General features: G+C 67.2%; 13 protein-coding genes. 9 read left to right on the top strand and 4 right to left on the bottom strand.

Going from position 1 to position 17,974, the window contains the following annotated elements; translation table 11 throughout:
- Positions 1-35 precede the first annotated feature (35 nt).
- The 7 genes from IEX43_RS06945 (at position 36) to IEX43_RS06975 (ending at position 10,797) form a co-directional block, all read left to right on the top strand.
- Positions 36-383: a holo-ACP synthase gene (locus tag IEX43_RS06945; protein WP_066277757.1), complete on the top strand. Its 348-nt coding sequence runs from the start codon at positions 36-38 to the stop codon at positions 381-383.
- A gap of 31 nt (positions 384-414) precedes the next feature.
- Positions 415-2,016 carry an NAD(P)H-hydrate dehydratase gene (locus IEX43_RS06950; protein WP_188809643.1) on the top strand — a complete coding sequence of 534 codons (1,602 nt, stop codon included), beginning with the start codon at positions 415-417 and terminating at the stop codon, positions 2,014-2,016.
- Positions 2,017-2,073: 57 nt separating this feature from the next.
- Positions 2,074-4,314: a glycogen debranching protein GlgX gene (glgX, locus tag IEX43_RS06955; RefSeq protein WP_188809644.1), complete on the top strand. Its 2,241-nt coding sequence runs from the start codon at positions 2,074-2,076 to the stop codon at positions 4,312-4,314.
- Positions 4,311-6,638, top strand: coding sequence for a malto-oligosyltrehalose synthase (gene treY, locus IEX43_RS06960; RefSeq protein WP_188809645.1), 2,328 nt, complete (start codon positions 4,311-4,313; stop codon positions 6,636-6,638). The genes glgX and treY overlap by 4 nt, the downstream gene beginning before the upstream one ends.
- The gene (treZ, locus tag IEX43_RS06965; protein WP_188809646.1) at positions 6,635-8,404 is read left to right on the top strand and encodes a malto-oligosyltrehalose trehalohydrolase; all 1,770 of its coding nucleotides are present in this window, start codon (positions 6,635-6,637) and stop codon (positions 8,402-8,404) included. Before treY ends, treZ begins: the two co-directional genes overlap by 4 nt.
- A 102-nt stretch (positions 8,405-8,506) precedes the next feature.
- Entirely contained in the window at positions 8,507-9,547 is a 1,041-nt protein-coding gene (gene mgrA, locus IEX43_RS06970; RefSeq protein WP_188809647.1) for an L-glyceraldehyde 3-phosphate reductase, read from the top strand.
- Between the two features lie 164 nt (positions 9,548-9,711).
- A complete protein-coding gene (locus tag IEX43_RS06975; RefSeq protein WP_188809648.1) occupies positions 9,712-10,797 on the top strand; it encodes an inositol-3-phosphate synthase in 1,086 nt (361 codons plus the stop codon).
- 128 nt (positions 10,798-10,925) lie between these two features.
- Here IEX43_RS06975 and IEX43_RS06980 read toward each other — a convergent pair whose 3' ends face one another.
- Positions 10,926-11,543, bottom strand: a complete 618-nt coding sequence (locus IEX43_RS06980; protein ID WP_188809649.1) for a MerR family transcriptional regulator — start codon at positions 11,541-11,543, stop codon at positions 10,926-10,928.
- A 93-nt stretch (positions 11,544-11,636) separates the two neighbouring features.
- On the opposite strand from IEX43_RS06980, the gene IEX43_RS06985 reads away from it, so the two are divergent.
- Positions 11,637-12,194: a DUF2306 domain-containing protein gene (locus IEX43_RS06985; protein WP_188809650.1), complete on the top strand. Its 558-nt coding sequence runs from the start codon at positions 11,637-11,639 to the stop codon at positions 12,192-12,194.
- 80 nt (positions 12,195-12,274) lie between these two features.
- Here IEX43_RS06985 and IEX43_RS06990 read toward each other — a convergent pair whose 3' ends face one another.
- The 3 genes from IEX43_RS06990 to IEX43_RS07000 form a co-directional block, all read right to left on the bottom strand.
- Entirely contained in the window at positions 12,275-13,951 is a 1,677-nt protein-coding gene (locus tag IEX43_RS06990; RefSeq protein WP_188809651.1) for a formate--tetrahydrofolate ligase, read from the bottom strand.
- A gap of 63 nt (positions 13,952-14,014) precedes the next feature.
- The gene (gene mshA / locus IEX43_RS06995) at positions 14,015-15,280 is read right to left on the bottom strand and encodes a D-inositol-3-phosphate glycosyltransferase (RefSeq protein WP_188809652.1); all 1,266 of its coding nucleotides are present in this window, start codon (positions 15,278-15,280) and stop codon (positions 14,015-14,017) included.
- Between the two features lie 75 nt (positions 15,281-15,355).
- Entirely contained in the window at positions 15,356-16,774 is a 1,419-nt protein-coding gene (locus IEX43_RS07000; RefSeq protein ID WP_188809653.1) for a family 4 glycosyl hydrolase, read from the bottom strand.
- A 69-nt stretch (positions 16,775-16,843) separates the two neighbouring features.
- On the opposite strand from IEX43_RS07000, the gene IEX43_RS07005 reads away from it, so the two are divergent.
- Entirely contained in the window at positions 16,844-17,935 is a 1,092-nt protein-coding gene (locus IEX43_RS07005) for a carbohydrate kinase family protein (protein ID WP_188809654.1), read from the top strand.
- Positions 17,936-17,974: the final 39 nt, after the last annotated feature.

The following is a 17,974-nucleotide window of genomic DNA, read 5'->3' on the forward strand; positions in this document are numbered from 1 at the left end:
ACAGCGGGCCGGGGCCGTCGACGTAGAGTAGTGCCATGATTGTTGGCATTGGCGTAGACGTTGTAGACATCGAGCGGTTCGGCCGCCAGCTTGAACGCACCCCCGGCCTCCGGGACCGGCTGTTCGTTCCCGCTGAGCGTGAGCTGAACACCCGGTCACTGGCTGCGCGGTTTGCCGCCAAGGAAGCTGTTGCCAAGGTCCTCGGTGCGCCCGCCGGCATGAACTGGCAGGACTGCTGGATCGGCCTGGACCAGAACGGACCCACCGTGCAGGTCAAGGGCACCGTGCTGGCTGTGGCCGAGGCCAAGGGCGTCAAGCGCTGGCATCTCTCCATGAGCCACGACGGCGGGATCGCCACCGCCACCGTCCTGGCCGAAGGCTGAACCTGCTCCGGCACCCACGGGAACTGACGCCGTGATCAGCGCCTACACCGGAACCCAGGTCCGGCAGGCTGAGGAGCCGCTCCTCGCCTCCGGGCTGGGGGACGTCCTCATGCAGCGCGCAGCCCACGGCCTGGCCAACGCCGTCATCAGGGAACGCCGTTCCCGTGGCATGGGCATCTACGGCGCCAGCGTTTCCGTCCTCACCGGCAAGGGCAACAACGGCGGCGACGGCCTGTACGCCGCTTCCTTCCTGGCGGCACGCGGCATGCGAACGACGGCGGTGCTCACCGGAGCCAGCGCCCACCCGCAGGCGCTGGCTGCTTTCGAGCGCGCCGGCGGCCGGGTGCACCGTCTCGACGGGACGGCACCCGCCGCACTTGCCGCAGAAGCGGCGCGGGCCGACGTCGTCATCGATGCTGTGCTGGGCACAGGCGCCAACGGCGGGCTGCGGGGGAGTGCTGCAGACCTGGTTTCCGCCGTCTCCGAGCTTCTGAGAAGTGGTGGCGGACAGGCGCTCGTGGTGGCCTGCGACCTGCCCAGCGGTGTTGACGCTGATACCGGCGACGTTTTCCAGCCGGTGCTGCCGGCGGACCTGACCGTCACCTTCGGCGGTGCCAAGAGCGGCCTGCTCGCGGACCCCGGCGCCGATTACGCCGGCCGGGTGCTGGTGGTGCCCATCGGTATCGAGGAGCACCTGCCGCAGCCTTCGCTCCGCCGGCTCGACGAGGCGGACCTGGCCCGGCTGCTGCCGCACCCTGCCCGGCGTGCGCACAAGTACTCCCGCGGCGTCCTGGGCGTGGTCGCCGGCTCCGTGGACTATCCCGGTGCCGCTGTCCTGGCCTGCCGGGGCGCCCTGGCAGCGGGCGTAGGGATGGTCCGGTACCTTGGCCCGCCACAAGTCGCGGACCTTGTGAGGCAGGCGTGCCCTGAGGTGGTCTGCAGTACCGGCTCTGTAGCGGACAACCGCGTGCAGGCCTGGCTGGTGGGCTCCGGCATGGGCCCGGAGCACCACGAGCAGCTCCAGCGGGCCCGCGACGCCGTCGGATCCGGGCTGCCCGTTGTGGCAGACGCCGGCGCCCTCCCCGCTCTTCCCGAAACCCTTGGCCCGCATATTGTCCTCACCCCCCACGCCGGGGAGCTGGCCTCGCTGCTGCAACGCCTGGGCGGATCAGAGGACCGGGACGCGGTGGAAGCCGGAACCCTGGCCGCGGTGCGCCGTGCCTCGGAACTGACCGGTGCCACCGTGCTCCTCAAGGGCGCCACCACCCTGGTCGCCGCACCCTCCGGTGACGTGTTCAGCCAGGCAGACGGGACCCCCTGGCTGGCGACTGCCGGCAGCGGGGACGTCCTGGCCGGCGTCATCGGTGCGCTGCTCGCCCAGGCGGGGAACGACGTCGGCCGCTTCAGCAACGAGGGTGTGGAACCGGACGTGCGCTGGGCCGCCATTGCCGCCCTGGGAGCCGCCGTGCACGGCAAAGCCGGACGGGCGGCGTCGGAGGTTCTCAGCGGCGGCCCGATCGCTGCTGGCAGAATTGCAGACTCCATACCGTATACCTGGGGTAAAGTAAGCACGCTTAGTAACGATGGGTTGGGAAACGTAACAGTCACACCCAGCAGTTACGGTAGGCATTAGTTCGCACCGGCAATGGGGGGCATTTTGCTTCCCGCTGCTGAATCACAAAGGAGCATTATGGAAGTCTGGCCTGGAACTGCCTACCCGCTGGGAGCCACGTACAACGGAACCGGCACTAACTTCGCCCTGTTCAGCGAACAGGCGGAACGGGTGGAGCTTTGCCTCCTGGACGACGACCTGGCCGAGACCCGGATCGAGCTGACCGAAGTGGACGGCTACGTCTGGCACTGCTACCTGCCGCACATCCAGCCTGGCCAGAAGTACGGTTACCGGGTCTACGGGCCGTACGATCCTGCGAACGGGAGCCGCTTTAATCCGAACAAGCTACTGATGGACCCCTACGCCAAGGCTGTCCAAGGACAAATCGACTGGGACCCGGCGCTCTTCTCCTACGAATTTGGCGATCCCGATTCCCGCAACGATGCCGATTCGGCGCCGCACACCATGCACGGCGTCGTCATCAACCCGTTCTTCGAATGGGACGGCGACCGCCAGCTGCGGATCCCCTACCACGAGTCGGTCATCTACGAAGCACACGTCAAGGGCCTGACCGAGCTGCACCCGGAGATTCCCGAAGAGCAGCGCGGCACATACGCCGGTGTGGCCCACCCAGCCGTCATCGACCACCTCAAGAAGCTTGGTGTCACGGCCATTGAGCTCATGCCGGTGCACCAGTTCGTCAACGATGGCACCCTGGTGGAGAAGGGCCTCAGTAACTACTGGGGCTACAACACCATTGGCTTCTTCGCGCCGCAGAACACCTACAGCTCCACGGGGGACGTGGGGCACCAGGTGCAGGAATTCAAGGCCATGGTGCGCGACCTCCACCGCGCAGGCATCGAGGTGATCCTCGACGTCGTCTACAACCACACCGCCGAAGGCAACCACCTGGGCCCCACGCTGTCCTTCAAGGGGATCGACAACCAGGCCTACTACCGCCTGGTGGATAACGACCTCAAGCACTACATGGACTACACCGGCACCGGCAACTCGCTCAATGTACGCCACCCCCACTCCCTGCAACTGCTCATGGACTCCCTCCGCTACTGGGTCACCGAGATGCACGTGGATGGCTTCCGTTTCGATCTCGCCTCCACCCTGGCCCGTGAGTTCTACGACGTGGACAAGCTCTCCACCTTCTTCGAACTCATCCAGCAGGACCCGGTTGTTTCCCAGGTCAAGCTGATCGCAGAGCCGTGGGATGTCGGCCCCGGCGGTTACCAGGTGGGCAATTTTCCGCCGCAGTGGACGGAATGGAACGGCAAGTACCGTGACACCGTCCGCGACTTCTGGCGCGGCGAGCCCGCCACCCTGGGCGAATTCGCTTCACGCCTGACCGGCTCCGCTGACCTTTACGAGAGCTCCGCGCGCCGCCCCGTGGCCTCAATCAACTTCGTCACCGCCCACGACGGCTTCACCATGCGGGACCTGGTCTCCTACAACGAAAAGCACAACGAAGCCAACGGTGAAGGCAACAACGACGGCGAATCGCACAACCGGTCCTGGAACTGCGGCGAAGAAGGCGACACCGACGACGAGAAGGTGCTGACTCTCCGTGCCCGCCAGCAGCGGAACTTCATCGCCACCCTGCTGCTTTCCCAGGGCGTGCCGATGGTCCTGCACGGCGACGAGCTGGGACGCACCCAGCAGGGAAACAACAACACCTACTGCCAGGACTCCGAGCTCAGCTGGATTCACTGGGACGCCATGGACCAGCCCCTGGTGGAGTTCACCGCTTTCGTGAACAAGCTCCGCCGCGACCACCCCACGTTCCGGCGCAGCCGCTTCTTCGACGGCCGCCCCGTGCGCCGCGGTGAAGGTGAAAAGCTGCCGGATATCGTCTGGCTGAAGACCGACGGCACCGAGATGCTGCCGGAGGACTGGGGGAGCGGCTTCGGCCGGACCATCGGCGTCTTCTACAACGGCGACGGCATCCAGGAACAGGATTCACGCGGCCGGCGCATCACCGATGACAGCTTCATCATGGCTTTCAACGCGCACGACGACGCCGTGGACTTCTGCCTTCCCTCTGAGGAGTACTCGCAGTACTGGGAGGTCATGATTGACACGGCGGCCCAGGCCGACGCGTACGACCCACTCAAGGCGAAAGCGACGCTGACGCTGGACGCCAAGTCCATGGTGGTACTGCGTGCCTACTCGGGCCCAGAGGCTGAGGTGGACACCTCCGCAGCCGCTTCGCTGGCCTCCATGGCAGAGCATGAGGAAGCCCAAGAGGAGATGGTGGAAGCCCAGACCAAGGCTGCGGAAGCAAGCGAGGAAAGGGCAACGAAGGCATGAGGACTCCGGCCTCCACCTACCGCCTGCAGATCCGCAGCAGCTTCACCCTGTTCGATGCCGCCGAAAAGGTCCCGTACCTCAAGGAGCTCGGTGTTGACTGGGTCTACCTCTCGCCCATCCTCACCGCGGAGCAGGGCTCGGACCACGGCTATGACGTGACCGACCCCTCCGCTGTGGACCCGGAGCGGGGCGGCCCCGAGGGCCTGCTGGCCCTGTCCAAGGCTGCCCGCGAGCACGGCATGGGTGTCCTGGTGGACATCGTCCCCAACCACGTGGGCGTCGCCACGCCCTCGCAGAACCCCTGGTGGTGGTCCCTGCTGAAGGAAGGGCAGGGTTCGCCCTACGCCGAAGCCTTCGACGTCGACTGGGACCTGGCAGGCGGGAAGGTCCGGCTGCCCATGCTTGGCTCCGACGAGGACCTGGACAAGCTGGAAATCACGGACGGCGAGCTCCGCTACTACGACCACCGGTTCCCGCTGGCTTCCGGAAGCTACTCTGAGGGCGACACCCCCCAGGAGGTGCACAGCCGCCAGCACTATGAGCTGATGGACTGGCGCCGGGCGGACGCGGAACTGAACTACCGGCGCTTCTTCGCTGTGACCACGCTGGCCGGGATCCGGGTTGAAACCCCCAGGGTGTTCGAAGAGGCACATGCCGAGGTTGGCCGATGGTTCAAGGAAGGCCTGGTGGACGGCCTGCGGGTGGACCACCCGGACGGCCTGGCCGACCCCGCCGGTTACCTGCGCTGGCTGAAGGACCTCAGCGGCGGAGCCTACGTCCTGGTGGAAAAGATCCTGGAGCCGGGTGAAACCCTGCCGCAGGACTTCGCCACCGAGGGAACCACCGGATACGACGCCCTCGCGGACGTGGACCGGGTGTTCGTGGACCCCGCAGGCCAGCAGGCGCTGGACGAGCTGGACGCGAAGCTTCGCGGCTCCAGCACCCCTGCGGACTATGCAGAGATGATCCGGGGCACCAAGCGGATGATCGCGGACGGCATCCTGCGGTCCGAGGTCCTTCGCCTGGCCCGCCTGGTTCCGGAGTCTTATGGGCTGCCGATGGAGCAGGCAGCAGATGCCATTGCCGAGATCATCGCTGCTTTCCCGGTCTACCGGACGTACCTGCCCACCGGCGCCGAGATCCTCAAGGAAGCGTGCGAATCAGCGGCGGCACACCGGCCCGACCTCGAGGTAGCCGTGGGCACCCTGCTGCCGCTGCTACTTGACCCCGCCAATGCGATTTCCGTGCGGTTCCAGCAGACATCCGGCATGGTGATGGCCAAGGGCGTGGAAGACACCGCGTTCTACCGCTACACCCGGCTGGGTACCCTGACAGAGGTGGGCGCCGAACCGACGGAATTTTCTGTTTCCGCGGCCGAGTTCCACCAGCGGATAGCCCGGCGCCAGCAGGAACTGCCCCTGTCCATGACCACCATGTCCACGCATGACACCAAACGCAGCGAGGACGCCCGGGCCCGGATCTCGGTCATCGCCGAGCTGCCGGAGGAGTGGGCGGACACCCTGGCCACGCTCCGCGGACTCGCCCCGATTCCGGACGGCCCCTACGAGAACCTGCTGTGGCAGGCTGTGGTGGGAGCGTGGCCCGCGAGCAGGGAACGGCTGCAGGGATACGCCGAGAAGGCTGCCCGGGAAGCCGGCAACTCCACCACCTGGACCAGCCCCGACGAGGACTTCGAATCCGCCGTCAAGGCCGCGGTGGACGCCGCGTTCGACGACGGCCGGGTCACCAAAGCGGTGGAGGACTTCGTGGCACGGATCGATTCGTACGCCGCGTCCAACTCGGTGTCCGCCAAGCTGGTCCAGCTGACCATGCCCGGAGTGCCGGACGTCTACCAGGGCAGCGAGTTCTGGGAACGGTCCCTGACCGACCCCGACAACCGGCGGCCGGTGGACTTTGAGGTCCGCCGGCAGGAGCTTGCAAAGCTCGACGCCGGCACCCTGCCCGCCGCGGACACGGAAACCAGCAAGCTCCTGGTCACCTCCCGCGCGCTCCGGCTCCGCCGCGACCGGCCCGAACTGTTCCAGGGCTACAGCCCCGTAACGGCCACAGGTCCTGCGGCGGATCACGTGCTGGCGTTCCACCGCGGAGGTGACGGCGCCCTGGGCGCCCTGACCCTTGCCACCCGGCTTCCCGCCGGACTGGCGGCAGACGGCGGATGGCGGGACACCGCCGTCGAACTTCCCGTTGCGGTGCGCGACGAACTCACCGGCAACGGTCACGGACCCGGGTCCGTTCCGGTGGCCGACGTCCTGGGCACCTACCCCGTGGCTTTGCTCGTACCGGCGGATGGAGAAAAGGCATGACCCTCGTCAATGACGGCCCCGGGCGCTTCGACGTCTGGGCTCCGGAGGCCGCATCCGTGGTCCTGCTGGCCGGCGGCCGGCAGTACCCCATGGCCGCAAAGGACACGGCGCCGGGCTCTGAGGGCTGGTGGACAGCCCCCGACGCTCCGGCGGACGGCGAGATGGACTACGGCTACCTGCTGGACGGAGACAGCCACCCCATTCCCGATCCGCGCTCCCGCCGCCTGCCCGCCGGCGTCCATGAGCTCTCCCGTACGTTCGACCCCGCAGCCCATGCCTGGCAGGACTCCGGGTGGAAAGGCAAGGACCTGAAGGGTTCGGTAATCTACGAACTCCACATCGGCACCTTCACCCCTGAGGGAACCCTGGACGCGGCGGTTGGGAAGCTCGGGTACCTGGCGGACCTGGGCATCGACTTCGTGGAGCTGCTCCCGGTCAATGGCTTCAACGGGACCCACAACTGGGGCTACGACGGCGTCCAGTGGTACGCGGTCCATGAAGGCTACGGCGGGCCCGCGGCCTACCAACGCTTTGTGGACGCTGCCCACGCCGCCGGCCTGGGCGTCATCCAGGACGTGGTGTACAACCACCTCGGCCCAAGCGGGAACTACCTGTCCAAGTTCGGGCCCTACCTGAAGCAGGGGGATGCCAACACCTGGGGAGACTCGGTGAACCTGGACGGTCCCGGCTCCGACGTGGTGCGGGAATACATCCTGGACAACCTTGCCCTCTGGCTCCGGGACTACCACGTGGACGGCCTCCGCCTGGATGCCGTGCACGCGCTGAAGGACGAGCGCGCCGTGCACATCCTCGAGGAGTTCGGTGCCCTGGGCGATGCCGTCTCAGCGGAGACCGGGCTGCCGAAGACCCTGATCGCCGAATCGGACCTGAACAACCCGCGCCTGCTGTACCCGCGGGACGCCAACGGGTACGGGCTGGCCGGGCAGTGGAGCGACGACTTCCACCACGCGGTCCACGTCAGCGTCAGCGGCGAGACCACCGGATACTACGAGGACTTCCAGTCCCTGGCGGTCCTGGCGAAGGTCCTGAAGGACGGCTTCCTGCACGACGGCAGCTACTCCAGCTTCCGCGGACGGCACCACGGCCGGCCCATCAATGCTTCGCTGGTGCACCCGGCGGCGCTGGTGGTCTGCAACCAGAACCACGACCAGATCGGCAACCGCGCCACGGGGGACAGGCTCTCCCAGTCGCTGTCCCACGGACAGCTGGCGATGGCCGCCGTGCTCACGCTGACGTCCCCGTTCACGCCCATGCTGTTCATGGGCGAGGAGTTTGCGGCGAGCACCCCCTGGCAGTTCTTCACCTCCCACCCGGAGCCGGAGCTGGGCAAGGCCACCGCGGAAGGCCGGATCAAGGAGTTCGAGCGCATGGGGTGGGATCCCGCCGTCGTGCCCGACCCCCAGGACCCGGAAACCTTCCGCCGGTCCAAGCTGAACTGGGACGAAGCCTCGAGTGGGGACCACGCCCGGCTCCTGGAACTCTACCGTGCCCTCACGGCGCTGCGCCGCGAACACCCGGAGCTTGCCGGGCTCGGCTTTACCGAGACGGATGTGACGTTCGACGACGACGCCGGCTGGCTGCGGTTCCGCCGCGGAAGTGTTGAGGTACTGCTGAACCTCTCGGACGCCAAGGTGCGGCTGGAGGACGTTGCCGGGACTGTCCTGCTGGCAACGGACGAGGGGACCGGCCTTGACGGCGAGGCCCTCGCCCTGGCGCCCTGGAGTGCGGCAATCGTCAAGTCCTGACGCTCCATTCGGGCAGTGTTGCGCCGCGGGCTGATGTCAGCCCGCGGCGTAACTTTCCCGCCCTGGCCTGTTGCGCGGATCACAGCTGGCAGGATGGAACACATGACTTATTCCGCGGCGGAAGACCGCTACGAATCCATGCCCTACCGCCGCGTCGGCCGCAGCGGGCTCAAGCTCCCCGCCATCTCGCTTGGCCTGTGGCACAACTTCGGCGATGACAAGCGCTTCGACGAACAGCGGGCCATCCTGCGCCGCGCGTTTGATCTCGGCGTCAACCACTTCGACCTCGCCAACAACTACGGCCCGCCGGACGGGTCCGCTGAAACGAACTTCGGCCGGCACCTCCAGGACGACTTCAAGCCCTACCGGGACGAACTCGTCATCTCCACGAAGGCCGGCTACTACATGTGGCCCGGCCCGTACGGCGAGTGGGGCTCCCGCAAGTACCTCATCTCCAGCCTGGACCAGTCGCTGCAGCGTATGGGCCTGGACTACGTGGACATCTTCTACAGCCACCGGCCGGACCCGGAAACGCCAATGGAAGAAACCATGGGCGCCCTGGACTACGCCGTCCGTTCAGGCAAGGCACTGTACGCGGGCATCTCCTCCTACACCCCGGAGCAGACCCTTGAGGCCGCGCGGATCCTGAAGGACCTGGGGACGCCGCTGCTCATCCACCAGCCCAGCTACTCGATGCTCAACCGGTGGACCGAGAACGGTTCGCCCAACCTCTATGAAGCGCTGGACCAGGTGGGCGCAGGCTCCATCGCCTTCTCCCCGCTCGCCCAGGGCATGCTCACCGACCGGTACCTCAACGGCATCCCCGCAGACTCCCGGGCCGCCAAGGACCGATTCCTCTCCGAGAACGCCATCACCGAGGAGAAGCTGGACCGGATCCGGGGGCTCAACAGGATCGCCGAAGGACGCGGACAGTCCCTCGCCCAGATGGCCGTCGCCTGGATCCTGCGCGACCAGCCCAAGGGTTTGCCCGTCACCTCGGCCCTGGTGGGCGCCTCCAGTGTGCGCCAGTTGGAGGATACGCTGTCCGCCATCAACAACCTCGCGTTCACCGCCGACGAACTGAACGCCATCGACGAATTCGCGGTGGAGTCGGACATCAACCTGTGGAAGCAGCCGGCCTGATTCCGTTACGGTGATTCCGCAGAGTGGGACAAGGGAACAACCCCGGGTCCCACTCTGTTGGTTACTATGAAAAGGCGCCGTTTTGGCGCAGAGCCTGCCGCACCGCCGTCGTCCCCTCCCGGACGCGGCACCGGCGGGCTGACGTTTGTCCTCAAAGGAGTTCCGTGTCTTCACATCCGATTCGTGTTGCAATCGTCGGCGTAGGAAACTGTGCCGCTTCGCTGGTCCAGGGCGTCCACTACTACAAGGATGCAGACCCCAAGGCCACGATCCCGGGCCTGATGCACGTTGAGTTCGGCCAGTACCACGTGGGTGACGTTGAGTTCGTTGCCGCGTTTGACGTTGATGGCAAGAAGGTCGGCGTTGACCTTGCAGATGCCATCCTGGCGAGCGAAAACAACACCATCAAGATCGCCGACGTGCCGCCCACCGGCGTCACCGTCCAGCGCGGCCACACCCTCGACGGCCTCGGCAAGTACTACCTCGAGACCATCGAGCAGTCCACCGAAGAGCCCGTGGACGTTGTGCAGGCGCTCAAGGACGCCAAGGTTGACGTGATGGTCTGCTACCTGCCCGTTGGATCCCAGGCAGCAGCCGAGTTCTACGCCCAGGCAGCAATTGACGCCGGCGTGGGCTTCGTGAACGCCCTGCCCGTCTTCATCGCCGGCACCAAGGAGTGGGCTGACAAGTTCACCGCCGCCGGCGTCCCGATCGTGGGCGACGACATCAAGAGCCAGATCGGCGCCACCATCACGCACCGCGTCATGGCCAAGCTCTTCGAGGACCGCGGCGTCACCCTGGACCGCACGTACCAGCTGAACGTCGGCGGCAACATGGACTTCAAGAACATGCTGGAGCGCGACCGCCTGGAGTCCAAGAAGATCTCCAAGACCCAGGCCGTCACCTCCAACGTCGAGGCCGAACTGGCTGCCAAGGACGTCCACATCGGCCCGTCCGATTACGTCCAGTGGCTCGACGACCGCAAGTGGGCCTTCGTCCGCCTCGAGGGCCGCAACTTCGGCGACGCCCCCGTCTCGCTCGAGTACAAGCTGGAAGTCTGGGACTCCCCGAACTCCGCCGGCGTGATCATCGATGCCATCCGTGCCGCCAAGATCGGCCTGGACCGCGGCATCGGCGGCCCGCTGCTCTCCGCATCGAGCTACTTCATGAAGTCCCCGCCGGAGCAGTTCAACGACGACCTCGCCCGCGAAAAGGTGGAAGCCTTCATCCGCGGCGACCTCGAGCGTTAGGCCTTAAGTCCGGTTCCCCACCCCCTGGGACGCTCTCTCACATAACGTCGGTTTCCGGGCGATCCTCTCTCACATGATGCGGGTTTTCACGCGGCGCTCTCTCACATCGGTGGGGGAGCGCCGGCCCTTTAACCGTGATAGCGGCGGATGGCGTGGCTGGCCTGGGCGAGTGCCAGGAGTTTAAGGAGAAGCTGGCTGTGCATATGCATGCCGACGGCGGCAGTGAGGATGAGCCTGTCGGTGCTCTCCGGGGCGGTCGTTGCGGCAATGTCGAGTCCGGCCACGTCGTCCATCGCCTTGCTGTACGCCTCCAGCACTGTCTCAGATACAGGAATCTTGAGGCCCGCCATCAGCTCCAGGTGGGCAGTGAGGGCGTTCCGGGCGTCACTTGCGGAATCCGGCCAACCGCGAAATCGTACGACGGCGTCAGTCGCCTCTGCCGCTTCCCCGCCGACCGACGTGGTGTAGTTTCCAAGATCCAGAACCACCCGCTGGACCGCAGCAAGGAGATCGAGGCGGGGCACGCCGTCGTCGGCCATTTTCACGAGGCCGCGGATCTGCCCGATGTTCAGGCCCACGACCTGCCGGAGCGCCTGGATCAATTCGAGCCGCTCGAGATGCCCGGCTGAATACTCGGCACGGGTTGCGTGAACGGCCTCACCCGGCGGCAGCAGGCCTTCGCGCAGGTAGTACTTGATGCTTGCGGGTGTGACTCCTGACCGCTGACTCAGTTCATTGAGTTGCATCCCGATCTCCTTACCTGCCCGTCTCTATGGATAGTGAATCCAGGCCCGGCTATCCTGATGTACACGCATGGATAGTGGCTCTATCCTAAGGCTATGGAGCCTTGGAATGTTCTACTTGCCAGCCACGTGGTTGCCGCCCTTTTTGTGCTGGCCATCGGGCCCTTGCAGATACTGCGCCGACGGCGAGACCGTATCCACCGCACCATGGGCTATTTCTGGGTGACTGCCATGTACTACGTCTGCTTCAGCAGTTTCTGGATTGTGTCCGACGGGCATTTCAGCTGGCTGCACGGGCTCTCGGCCTTCACTATCGTGACCGTTACCCTGGGCCTGGTCAGTGCCGTTCTCGGCAACATCGCCTCGCATAGGGGAAACATGATTGGCAGCTACATCGGCATCGCCGTGGCCTTCATCTTCGCAGCGACTGTGCCGGGCCGTGCCATTCCTGATCTGCTCGCCACCGACCGCTCCTCCGTGGCGTTCGTCTGCGGACTCGTGGTGCTGAGCACGGCGGTGATCTTCGTTTCAGTGAAGCGGGGAGGCCGCGTGGGCGGGACGTCGCGGACCGTTGTGACCGTAAAAGCGGCGTCCGCACGGGTCCCTGAATCGCGGGAAGTGAGAGAGCGTCGCCGGAAAGCCGACATCAGGTGAGAGAGCGTCGCCGGAAAGCCGACATCAGGTGAGAGAGCGTCCGTAGAAAGCCCGCATCAAGTGAGAGGGGGTCGCAGGGGTCAGGCGAGGCCCACCGGGTTGCCGTCGCCGTCCACGTCCATGCGCATCGCGGCCGGGGCAACGGGCAGCCCTGGCATGGTCATCACCGCTCCGGTCAGGGCAACGATGAAGCCGGCACCGGTCTTGGGCAGGAGGTCGCGGACGTGAATGGTGAATCCCTTCGGGGCGCCCAGGCGCGAGGCGTCGTCCGTGAAGGAGTACTGGGTCTTGGCCATGCAGACAGGGAGGCCGCCCCAGCCGTTCCGCTCGATATCGGCCAGCCGCTTCAGGGCCGGCACGGAGAAGTCCACGCCGTCCGCCCCGTAGATTTCCTGGGCGATGGTCCGGATCTTGTCCTCCACCGGCAGCCCCAGCGCGTACAGGTGCCGGAAATTGTTTGGACCCGCCACCGTCTTGGCCACGAGGGCCGCAAGTTCATCCCCGCCGTCACCACCGCCGCCGCGTCCCCACACATCGGCGACGGCGGCCGGCACTCCCTCCGCCGCACACCACGCCAGCAGCCAGTCGAGTTCCTCCGCGGAATCGGAGGAGAACCTGTTGATGGCCACGACAGGCGGCACACCGAATTTCTCCACGTTCCGGACGTGCCGGTGCAGGTTGGCCACCCCCGCCTCCAGGGCGGCGATGTTCGGTTCGGTGAGCTGATTCTTTGCCACTCCGCCCTGCATCTTGAGGGCCCGCACCGTTGCCACCACCACCACCGCCGAGGGTGCCAGGCCGCCGGTCCGTGCCTTGATGTCCATAAACTTTTCAGCACCCAGGTCGGCGCCGAAACCCGCCTCCGTGACCACGATGTCCGCCAGCCGACGGGCCGTCTGGGTTGCAATCAGCGAATTGCAGCCGTGGGCGATGTTGGCGAACGGGCCGCCATGGACCAGGGCCGGGGTGCCGGCGATGGTCTGCACCAGGTTGGGCTTGACGGCCTCCTTCAGCAGCAGCGTCAGCGCCCCCTGCACGCCGAGGTCCGCCACGGTCACCGGCGCCCGGTCAAAGGTGTAGCCGAACGTGATCCGGCCGAGCCGAGAGCGGAGGTCGGCCAGGTCCGTGGCCAGGCAGAAGACCGCCATGATCTCGGACGCCACGGTGATGTCGAAGCCGTCCTGGCGCGGGACGCCCTGGGTGGGCCCGCCCAAACCGATGACCACCTCCCGCAGGGCGCGGTCGTTCATGTCCAGCACCCGCTTGAACGTCAGGCGCCGGGGGTCGATGTTGAGCTGGTTGCCCTGGTAGATGTGGTTGTCCACCAGGGCCATCAGCGCGTTGTTCGCCGCTGTGACGGCGTGGAAGTCGCCGGTGAAGTGGAGGTTGATTTCGTCCATGGGCAGCACCTGGGAGTAGCCGCCGCCGGTGGCGCCGCCCTTCATGCCCAGCACCGGGCCCAGCGAGGGCTCACGCAGGGCGATCATCACCTTGTGGCCCGCCCGCGCCAGGGAATCGGCGAGCCCCACGGTGGTGGTGGACTTCCCCTCGCCGGCCGGCGTGGGGGACATCGCCGAGACCAGCACCACCTTCCCGGCAGGGGCGGGAGCCTGCAGCCGGGCGGGATCGATCTTGGCTTTGTACCGCCCGTACTGCTCGAGCGCGTCCGCGTTGATCCCCGCGGCCGCCGCAATCTCCTCGATGGGCCGGATCCGTGCCGCTCTGGCAATCTCAAGGTCACTGGGGGTGGGAGACATCGTTGTCCTTCGATCGGCGGAATGGCTGGCAGGTCAGATTGGCGGTTTCAGGCACGCCGGCCGTCAGGACGCGGGAAAGGCCTGCACGAGACGGGTCCCCACGTGGTTGTCGACGGCGGCATGGTAGCTTTCGAGCGTGATCGCAGCAGTGCGGGCCCATCCCGAGTTCTGGGCCCTGATGGCGGCGGCCCGTCCCATGTTCTCGCGGGTGGCGGGATCGTCGTACAGGGCCTCAAGCGCGTCGGCCCAGTCGGCGGCATGGTGGCCGTCCACCAGCAAACCGGTCCTGCCGTGGAAGATGGCCCGCGACAGCCCGCCAACACGCGTGGCCACCACCGGTGTGCCGCAGGCCTGGGCTTCGAGCGCCACCAGCCCAAAGGACTCGCTGAAGGAGGGCATCACCACCACGTCCGCCGCGCGGAACCAGGCCGCAAGCTCAGGCGCTTTGACTGGGGGAAGCTGCGTGACGACGTCGTCCATCTCCGCTTCCGAAATTAGCCGCCGGAGGTTGAATTCCTTGTTGCCGCTCAGCGAGCCCAGGATGGTGACACGGAGGTCGATGTCCGGCCGCCGTTTCCGCAGCAGGGCCGCGGCCTTGACCAGGACCTGCGGCCCCTTCAGCCGCTGGATGCGCCCGGCGAAGACCAGGTGGAACGTCCCGGGGTTGATGCCCCGCTCTGCCCTGGACCGTGCCCGGAAGGCAGGCGTGAAGGTGCCCAGGTCCACTCCGGGCGGGGCAATGTCGATCCGGTCGTAGGTGGCGCCGTAGTGCGAGACAAGTTCGGCGGCCTCCGCGCTGGTATTGGCGATCAGCCGGGCGGCGCCGTCCACAATGTGGTGCTCGCCCAGTTCACGCCGCCGCGGCTCCGGCTGCTCACCGGATTCCAGCAGCAGGTTCTTGACCTTGGCCATGGTGTGCATCGTGTGGACCAGCGGCACGCCCCAGAGCTCGGACAGCTCCAGCCCCGCGATCCCGGACACCCAGTAGTGGGAATGGATCACGTCGTAGCGGCCGTGCGGCTGCCGGCGGCGGATCTGCTCGATTTCCGCCACCATGCTGTGCAGCAGGCCCGGCAGCTCTTCCTTGGGGATCTTCTTCAGCGGCCCGGCCAGGACGTTGTGCACGCAGACGCCGGGATCGGGGTGTTCGACGGCGGGCTGGTGGGCCGAGGTGGACCGGGTGAAGATCTCCACCTCGACGCCCGCTTCCGCCAGGGCCGATGCCAGTTCGCGGATGTACACGTTCATCCCGCCCGCGTCCCCGGAACCGGGCTGCTCCATGGGGGAGGTGTGGAGGGAGAGCAAAGCAACCCTGCGGATCAGTGCCACGGGACCTCCTTCCGGCCACCGGCGTGTACGGGCAGCGCCGGTAGAGTGCGCATCCGATAAAACACTACTCCTCCCTCACCGGACACCTGGGCGCCACAGGTCCAGGAGGGCGGGGAACTCGCGCTCGTAGCCGTCCAGCAGGGCCTGGGCCAGGTCCTCCGGGTCCACCAGCGGATGCCGGGCGAACGCCGCGAGCGCGGCTTCGCGGTCACCCTCGACGGCGGCCCGCACGGTGAGCCGCTCCACCTCCTTGACCTGCCGGAGCAGTCCCAGCTGAGGTTCCGGTGGGGCCAGTTGGGGCAGCGGCAGCGCGCCGTCGGCCGTCACCGTGCAGGGAACTTCGACGACGGCATCCGCCGGCAGCCCCGGAATGGCCGGTTCAGCGGCGGCCGGCAGGGCCGTGGCTGGGCTGGGAGCGGCGTCCGGTACGGCCGCGCGGGAGTTGCGGGTGTTCAGGATCAGCTGTGTGTCACCGGTTCCGGACAGGGCACGCATGGCGGCGAGGGCCACCCGCTCGTAGCCGCCGCCGGCCAGGTCGGCCTCGTCCCGCTGGGCGCCCTGGGTGCGTGCCTCGGCCAGGTAGCCCTCCTCGCGGGACCGGCGCGCCTCCTCCCAGAGCCGGAACGCACCGGCACCGGCGGCGGCCAGCCGCGGGTACAGCTCTTCCTGCTGGCTGTGGATGGTTTCGCCGCGGGTTCGGGCCATGGCGCGCATAGCCTCACGGGCGGCGTCCTGCCGGTAGTAGTAATAAAGGTATTCGTTCGGCAGTGCGCCGAGGCGGGCCAGGAATTTCTGGGGGAAGAGCCGGCCCTCCTCGAACGTGGCCAGGGCATCCGGGTCCGTGAGCAGCCGCGGCAGCACGTCCTGCCCTCCGGACTCCAGCCGGTAGAGCCAGCCCAGATGGTTCAGGCCGTAGTAGCCCACGCCGTCGAGCCTTCCCTCCGGCAGCGGCACGCCTGCCGCCCGTGCGGCCCGCTGCACCAGGCCCCCCGCGGAGTCGCAGATGCCGATCACTTTCCTGCCCAGCACGGGCAGCAGGGCCTCTGTGACCATGCCTGCGGGGTTGGTGAAGTTGACCAGCCAGGCCTCCGGACAGTGCTCCTTCATGAGCTGTGCCAGGTTGAGCATGTGCGGGATGGTCCGCAGGGCGTAGGAGATCCCGCCCGCGCCGGTTGTTTCCTGACCCAGCAGGCCGAGGTCCTGCGCCACTTTTTCGTCCGCCACCCGTCCTGCCGTTCCGCCGGGCCGGATGGCCGCGAACACCATCCCGGCACCCGCCAGCGCCTGCGGCAGGTTGGTGGTGGCGTGCACCGGAACCCGGCCATCAGGACCGCCCGGCATGCTGTGCAGGATGGCGGTGACTGCCTGGAGTCGGGCGGGGTCGACGTCGTACAGCACCAGCTCGCTGACCACCCCCGCAAAGCGGCCGGAGGCCAGCGCCCGGTATATCAGCGGCACCCGGAAACCCCCGCCGCCGGCAATGAGAAGCCGCATAACCAGCAGTCTAGGCCCGCGCCCGGCAGGCCCCTACCGGATGTCCGTGGCAGGGCGTAGTGTGCGGACATGGACGCGATCCCAGCCCGCCCCTACGACCCCCTGGCAGCCGTCCGCCCGCCCTCCACTCCCGGATTCGACCTGCTGCTGGCCGGGACGGTTTTCCAGGACATCATTTTCACAGGGCTTCCGCACGCGCCGGAGCCCGGCACCGAAATCTGGAGCGACGGCATGGGCAGCTGCCCCGGCGGGGTTGCCAACCAGGCCATCGCCGCGGCGCGGCTGGGGCTGAAGACAGGACTGGCTGCCGCGTTCGGCGACGACGGCTACGGGGACTTCAACTGGAAGATCCTGTCCGGCCAGGAGCACGTGGATCTCTCGCTGTCGCAGAAAGTCCCCGGTTGGCACTCGCCGGTCACCGTCTCCCTCTGCGTGGAGAAGGACCGGTCCATGGTGACCCATGGCCACGCCGCCCCCATCACGTCGTCCGAACTCATAGGAGACCCGCCGCCCGCGCTCGCAGGCATCGCGGAAGTGGGCAGGGAGATCGAGCCGTGGGCAAAGGCAGCGCACCACGCGGGGGTCAAGCTGTTCGGCGATGTCGGCTGGGACCCCAGCGGAGAATGGGCGCCTGCCCGGCTGGACAACCTGCAGTACTTCCATGCCTTCCTCCCCAACCAGCGCGAGGCCATGGCCTTCACCGGGAAGGACGATCCCTGGACTGCCCTGTACGCGCTGGCAGACCGCGTTCCGGTGGCCGTGGTGACGCTCGGCGCGCAGGGGGCCATGGCGGTGGATTCCGAGACGGGGGAGGAGGAGTGGGTGCCCTCGCTTCCGGTGAAGGCCTACGACCCCACGGGCGCAGGTGACTGTTTCGACGCCGCGTTCATCGTTGGCAGCCTGGCCGGCTGGCCGCTGGGGGACAGGCTCCGCTTTGCGAACCTTTGCGCCTCGCTGGCGGTGCAGGAGGTAGGCGGTTCCCTGGCGGCCCCCGGGTGGGGGGACATTGCGGACTGGTGGAAGCGCGCCAACGCACGGCCGGAGCGGCAGACTAGCCAGTGGCTGCGGCGCTTCGGTTTCCTGGCCGATATCATCCAGGACGTCCCGCTCGCCGCGCAGCGCAGGGCCGCAGCCACCATCGCCCACCTCTCGGACGCCTGACGATTATTCGGCCGGAAGCGCCAGCACTAGAATCACTAA

Source organism: Pseudarthrobacter polychromogenes (assembly GCF_014644495.1).
Lineage (GTDB): Bacteria > Actinomycetota > Actinomycetes > Actinomycetales > Micrococcaceae > Arthrobacter > Arthrobacter polychromogenes.

Bases quoted from the DNA above. Each gene is read 5' to 3' on its own strand.
- treY (WP_188809645.1), top strand. From the start codon at position 4,311: ATGAGGACTCCGGCCTCCACCTACCGCCTGCAGATCCGCAGCAGCTTC.
- IEX43_RS06985 (WP_188809650.1), top strand. From the start codon at position 11,637: ATGGAGCCTTGGAATGTTCTACTTGCCAGCCACGTGGTTGCCGCCCTT.
- glgX (WP_188809644.1), top strand. From the start codon at position 2,074: ATGGAAGTCTGGCCTGGAACTGCCTACCCGCTGGGAGCCACGTACAAC.
- treZ (WP_188809646.1), top strand. From the start codon at position 6,635: ATGACCCTCGTCAATGACGGCCCCGGGCGCTTCGACGTCTGGGCTCCG.
- mgrA (WP_188809647.1), top strand. From the start codon at position 8,507: ATGACTTATTCCGCGGCGGAAGACCGCTACGAATCCATGCCCTACCGC.
- IEX43_RS06980 (WP_188809649.1), bottom strand. From the start codon at position 11,543: ATGCAACTCAATGAACTGAGTCAGCGGTCAGGAGTCACACCCGCAAGC.
- IEX43_RS07000 (WP_188809653.1), bottom strand. From the start codon at position 16,774: ATGCGGCTTCTCATTGCCGGCGGCGGGGGTTTCCGGGTGCCGCTGATA.
- IEX43_RS06945 (WP_066277757.1), top strand. From the start codon at position 36: ATGATTGTTGGCATTGGCGTAGACGTTGTAGACATCGAGCGGTTCGGC.
- IEX43_RS07005 (WP_188809654.1), top strand. From the start codon at position 16,844: ATGGACGCGATCCCAGCCCGCCCCTACGACCCCCTGGCAGCCGTCCGC.
- IEX43_RS06990 (WP_188809651.1), bottom strand. From the start codon at position 13,951: ATGTCTCCCACCCCCAGTGACCTTGAGATTGCCAGAGCGGCACGGATC.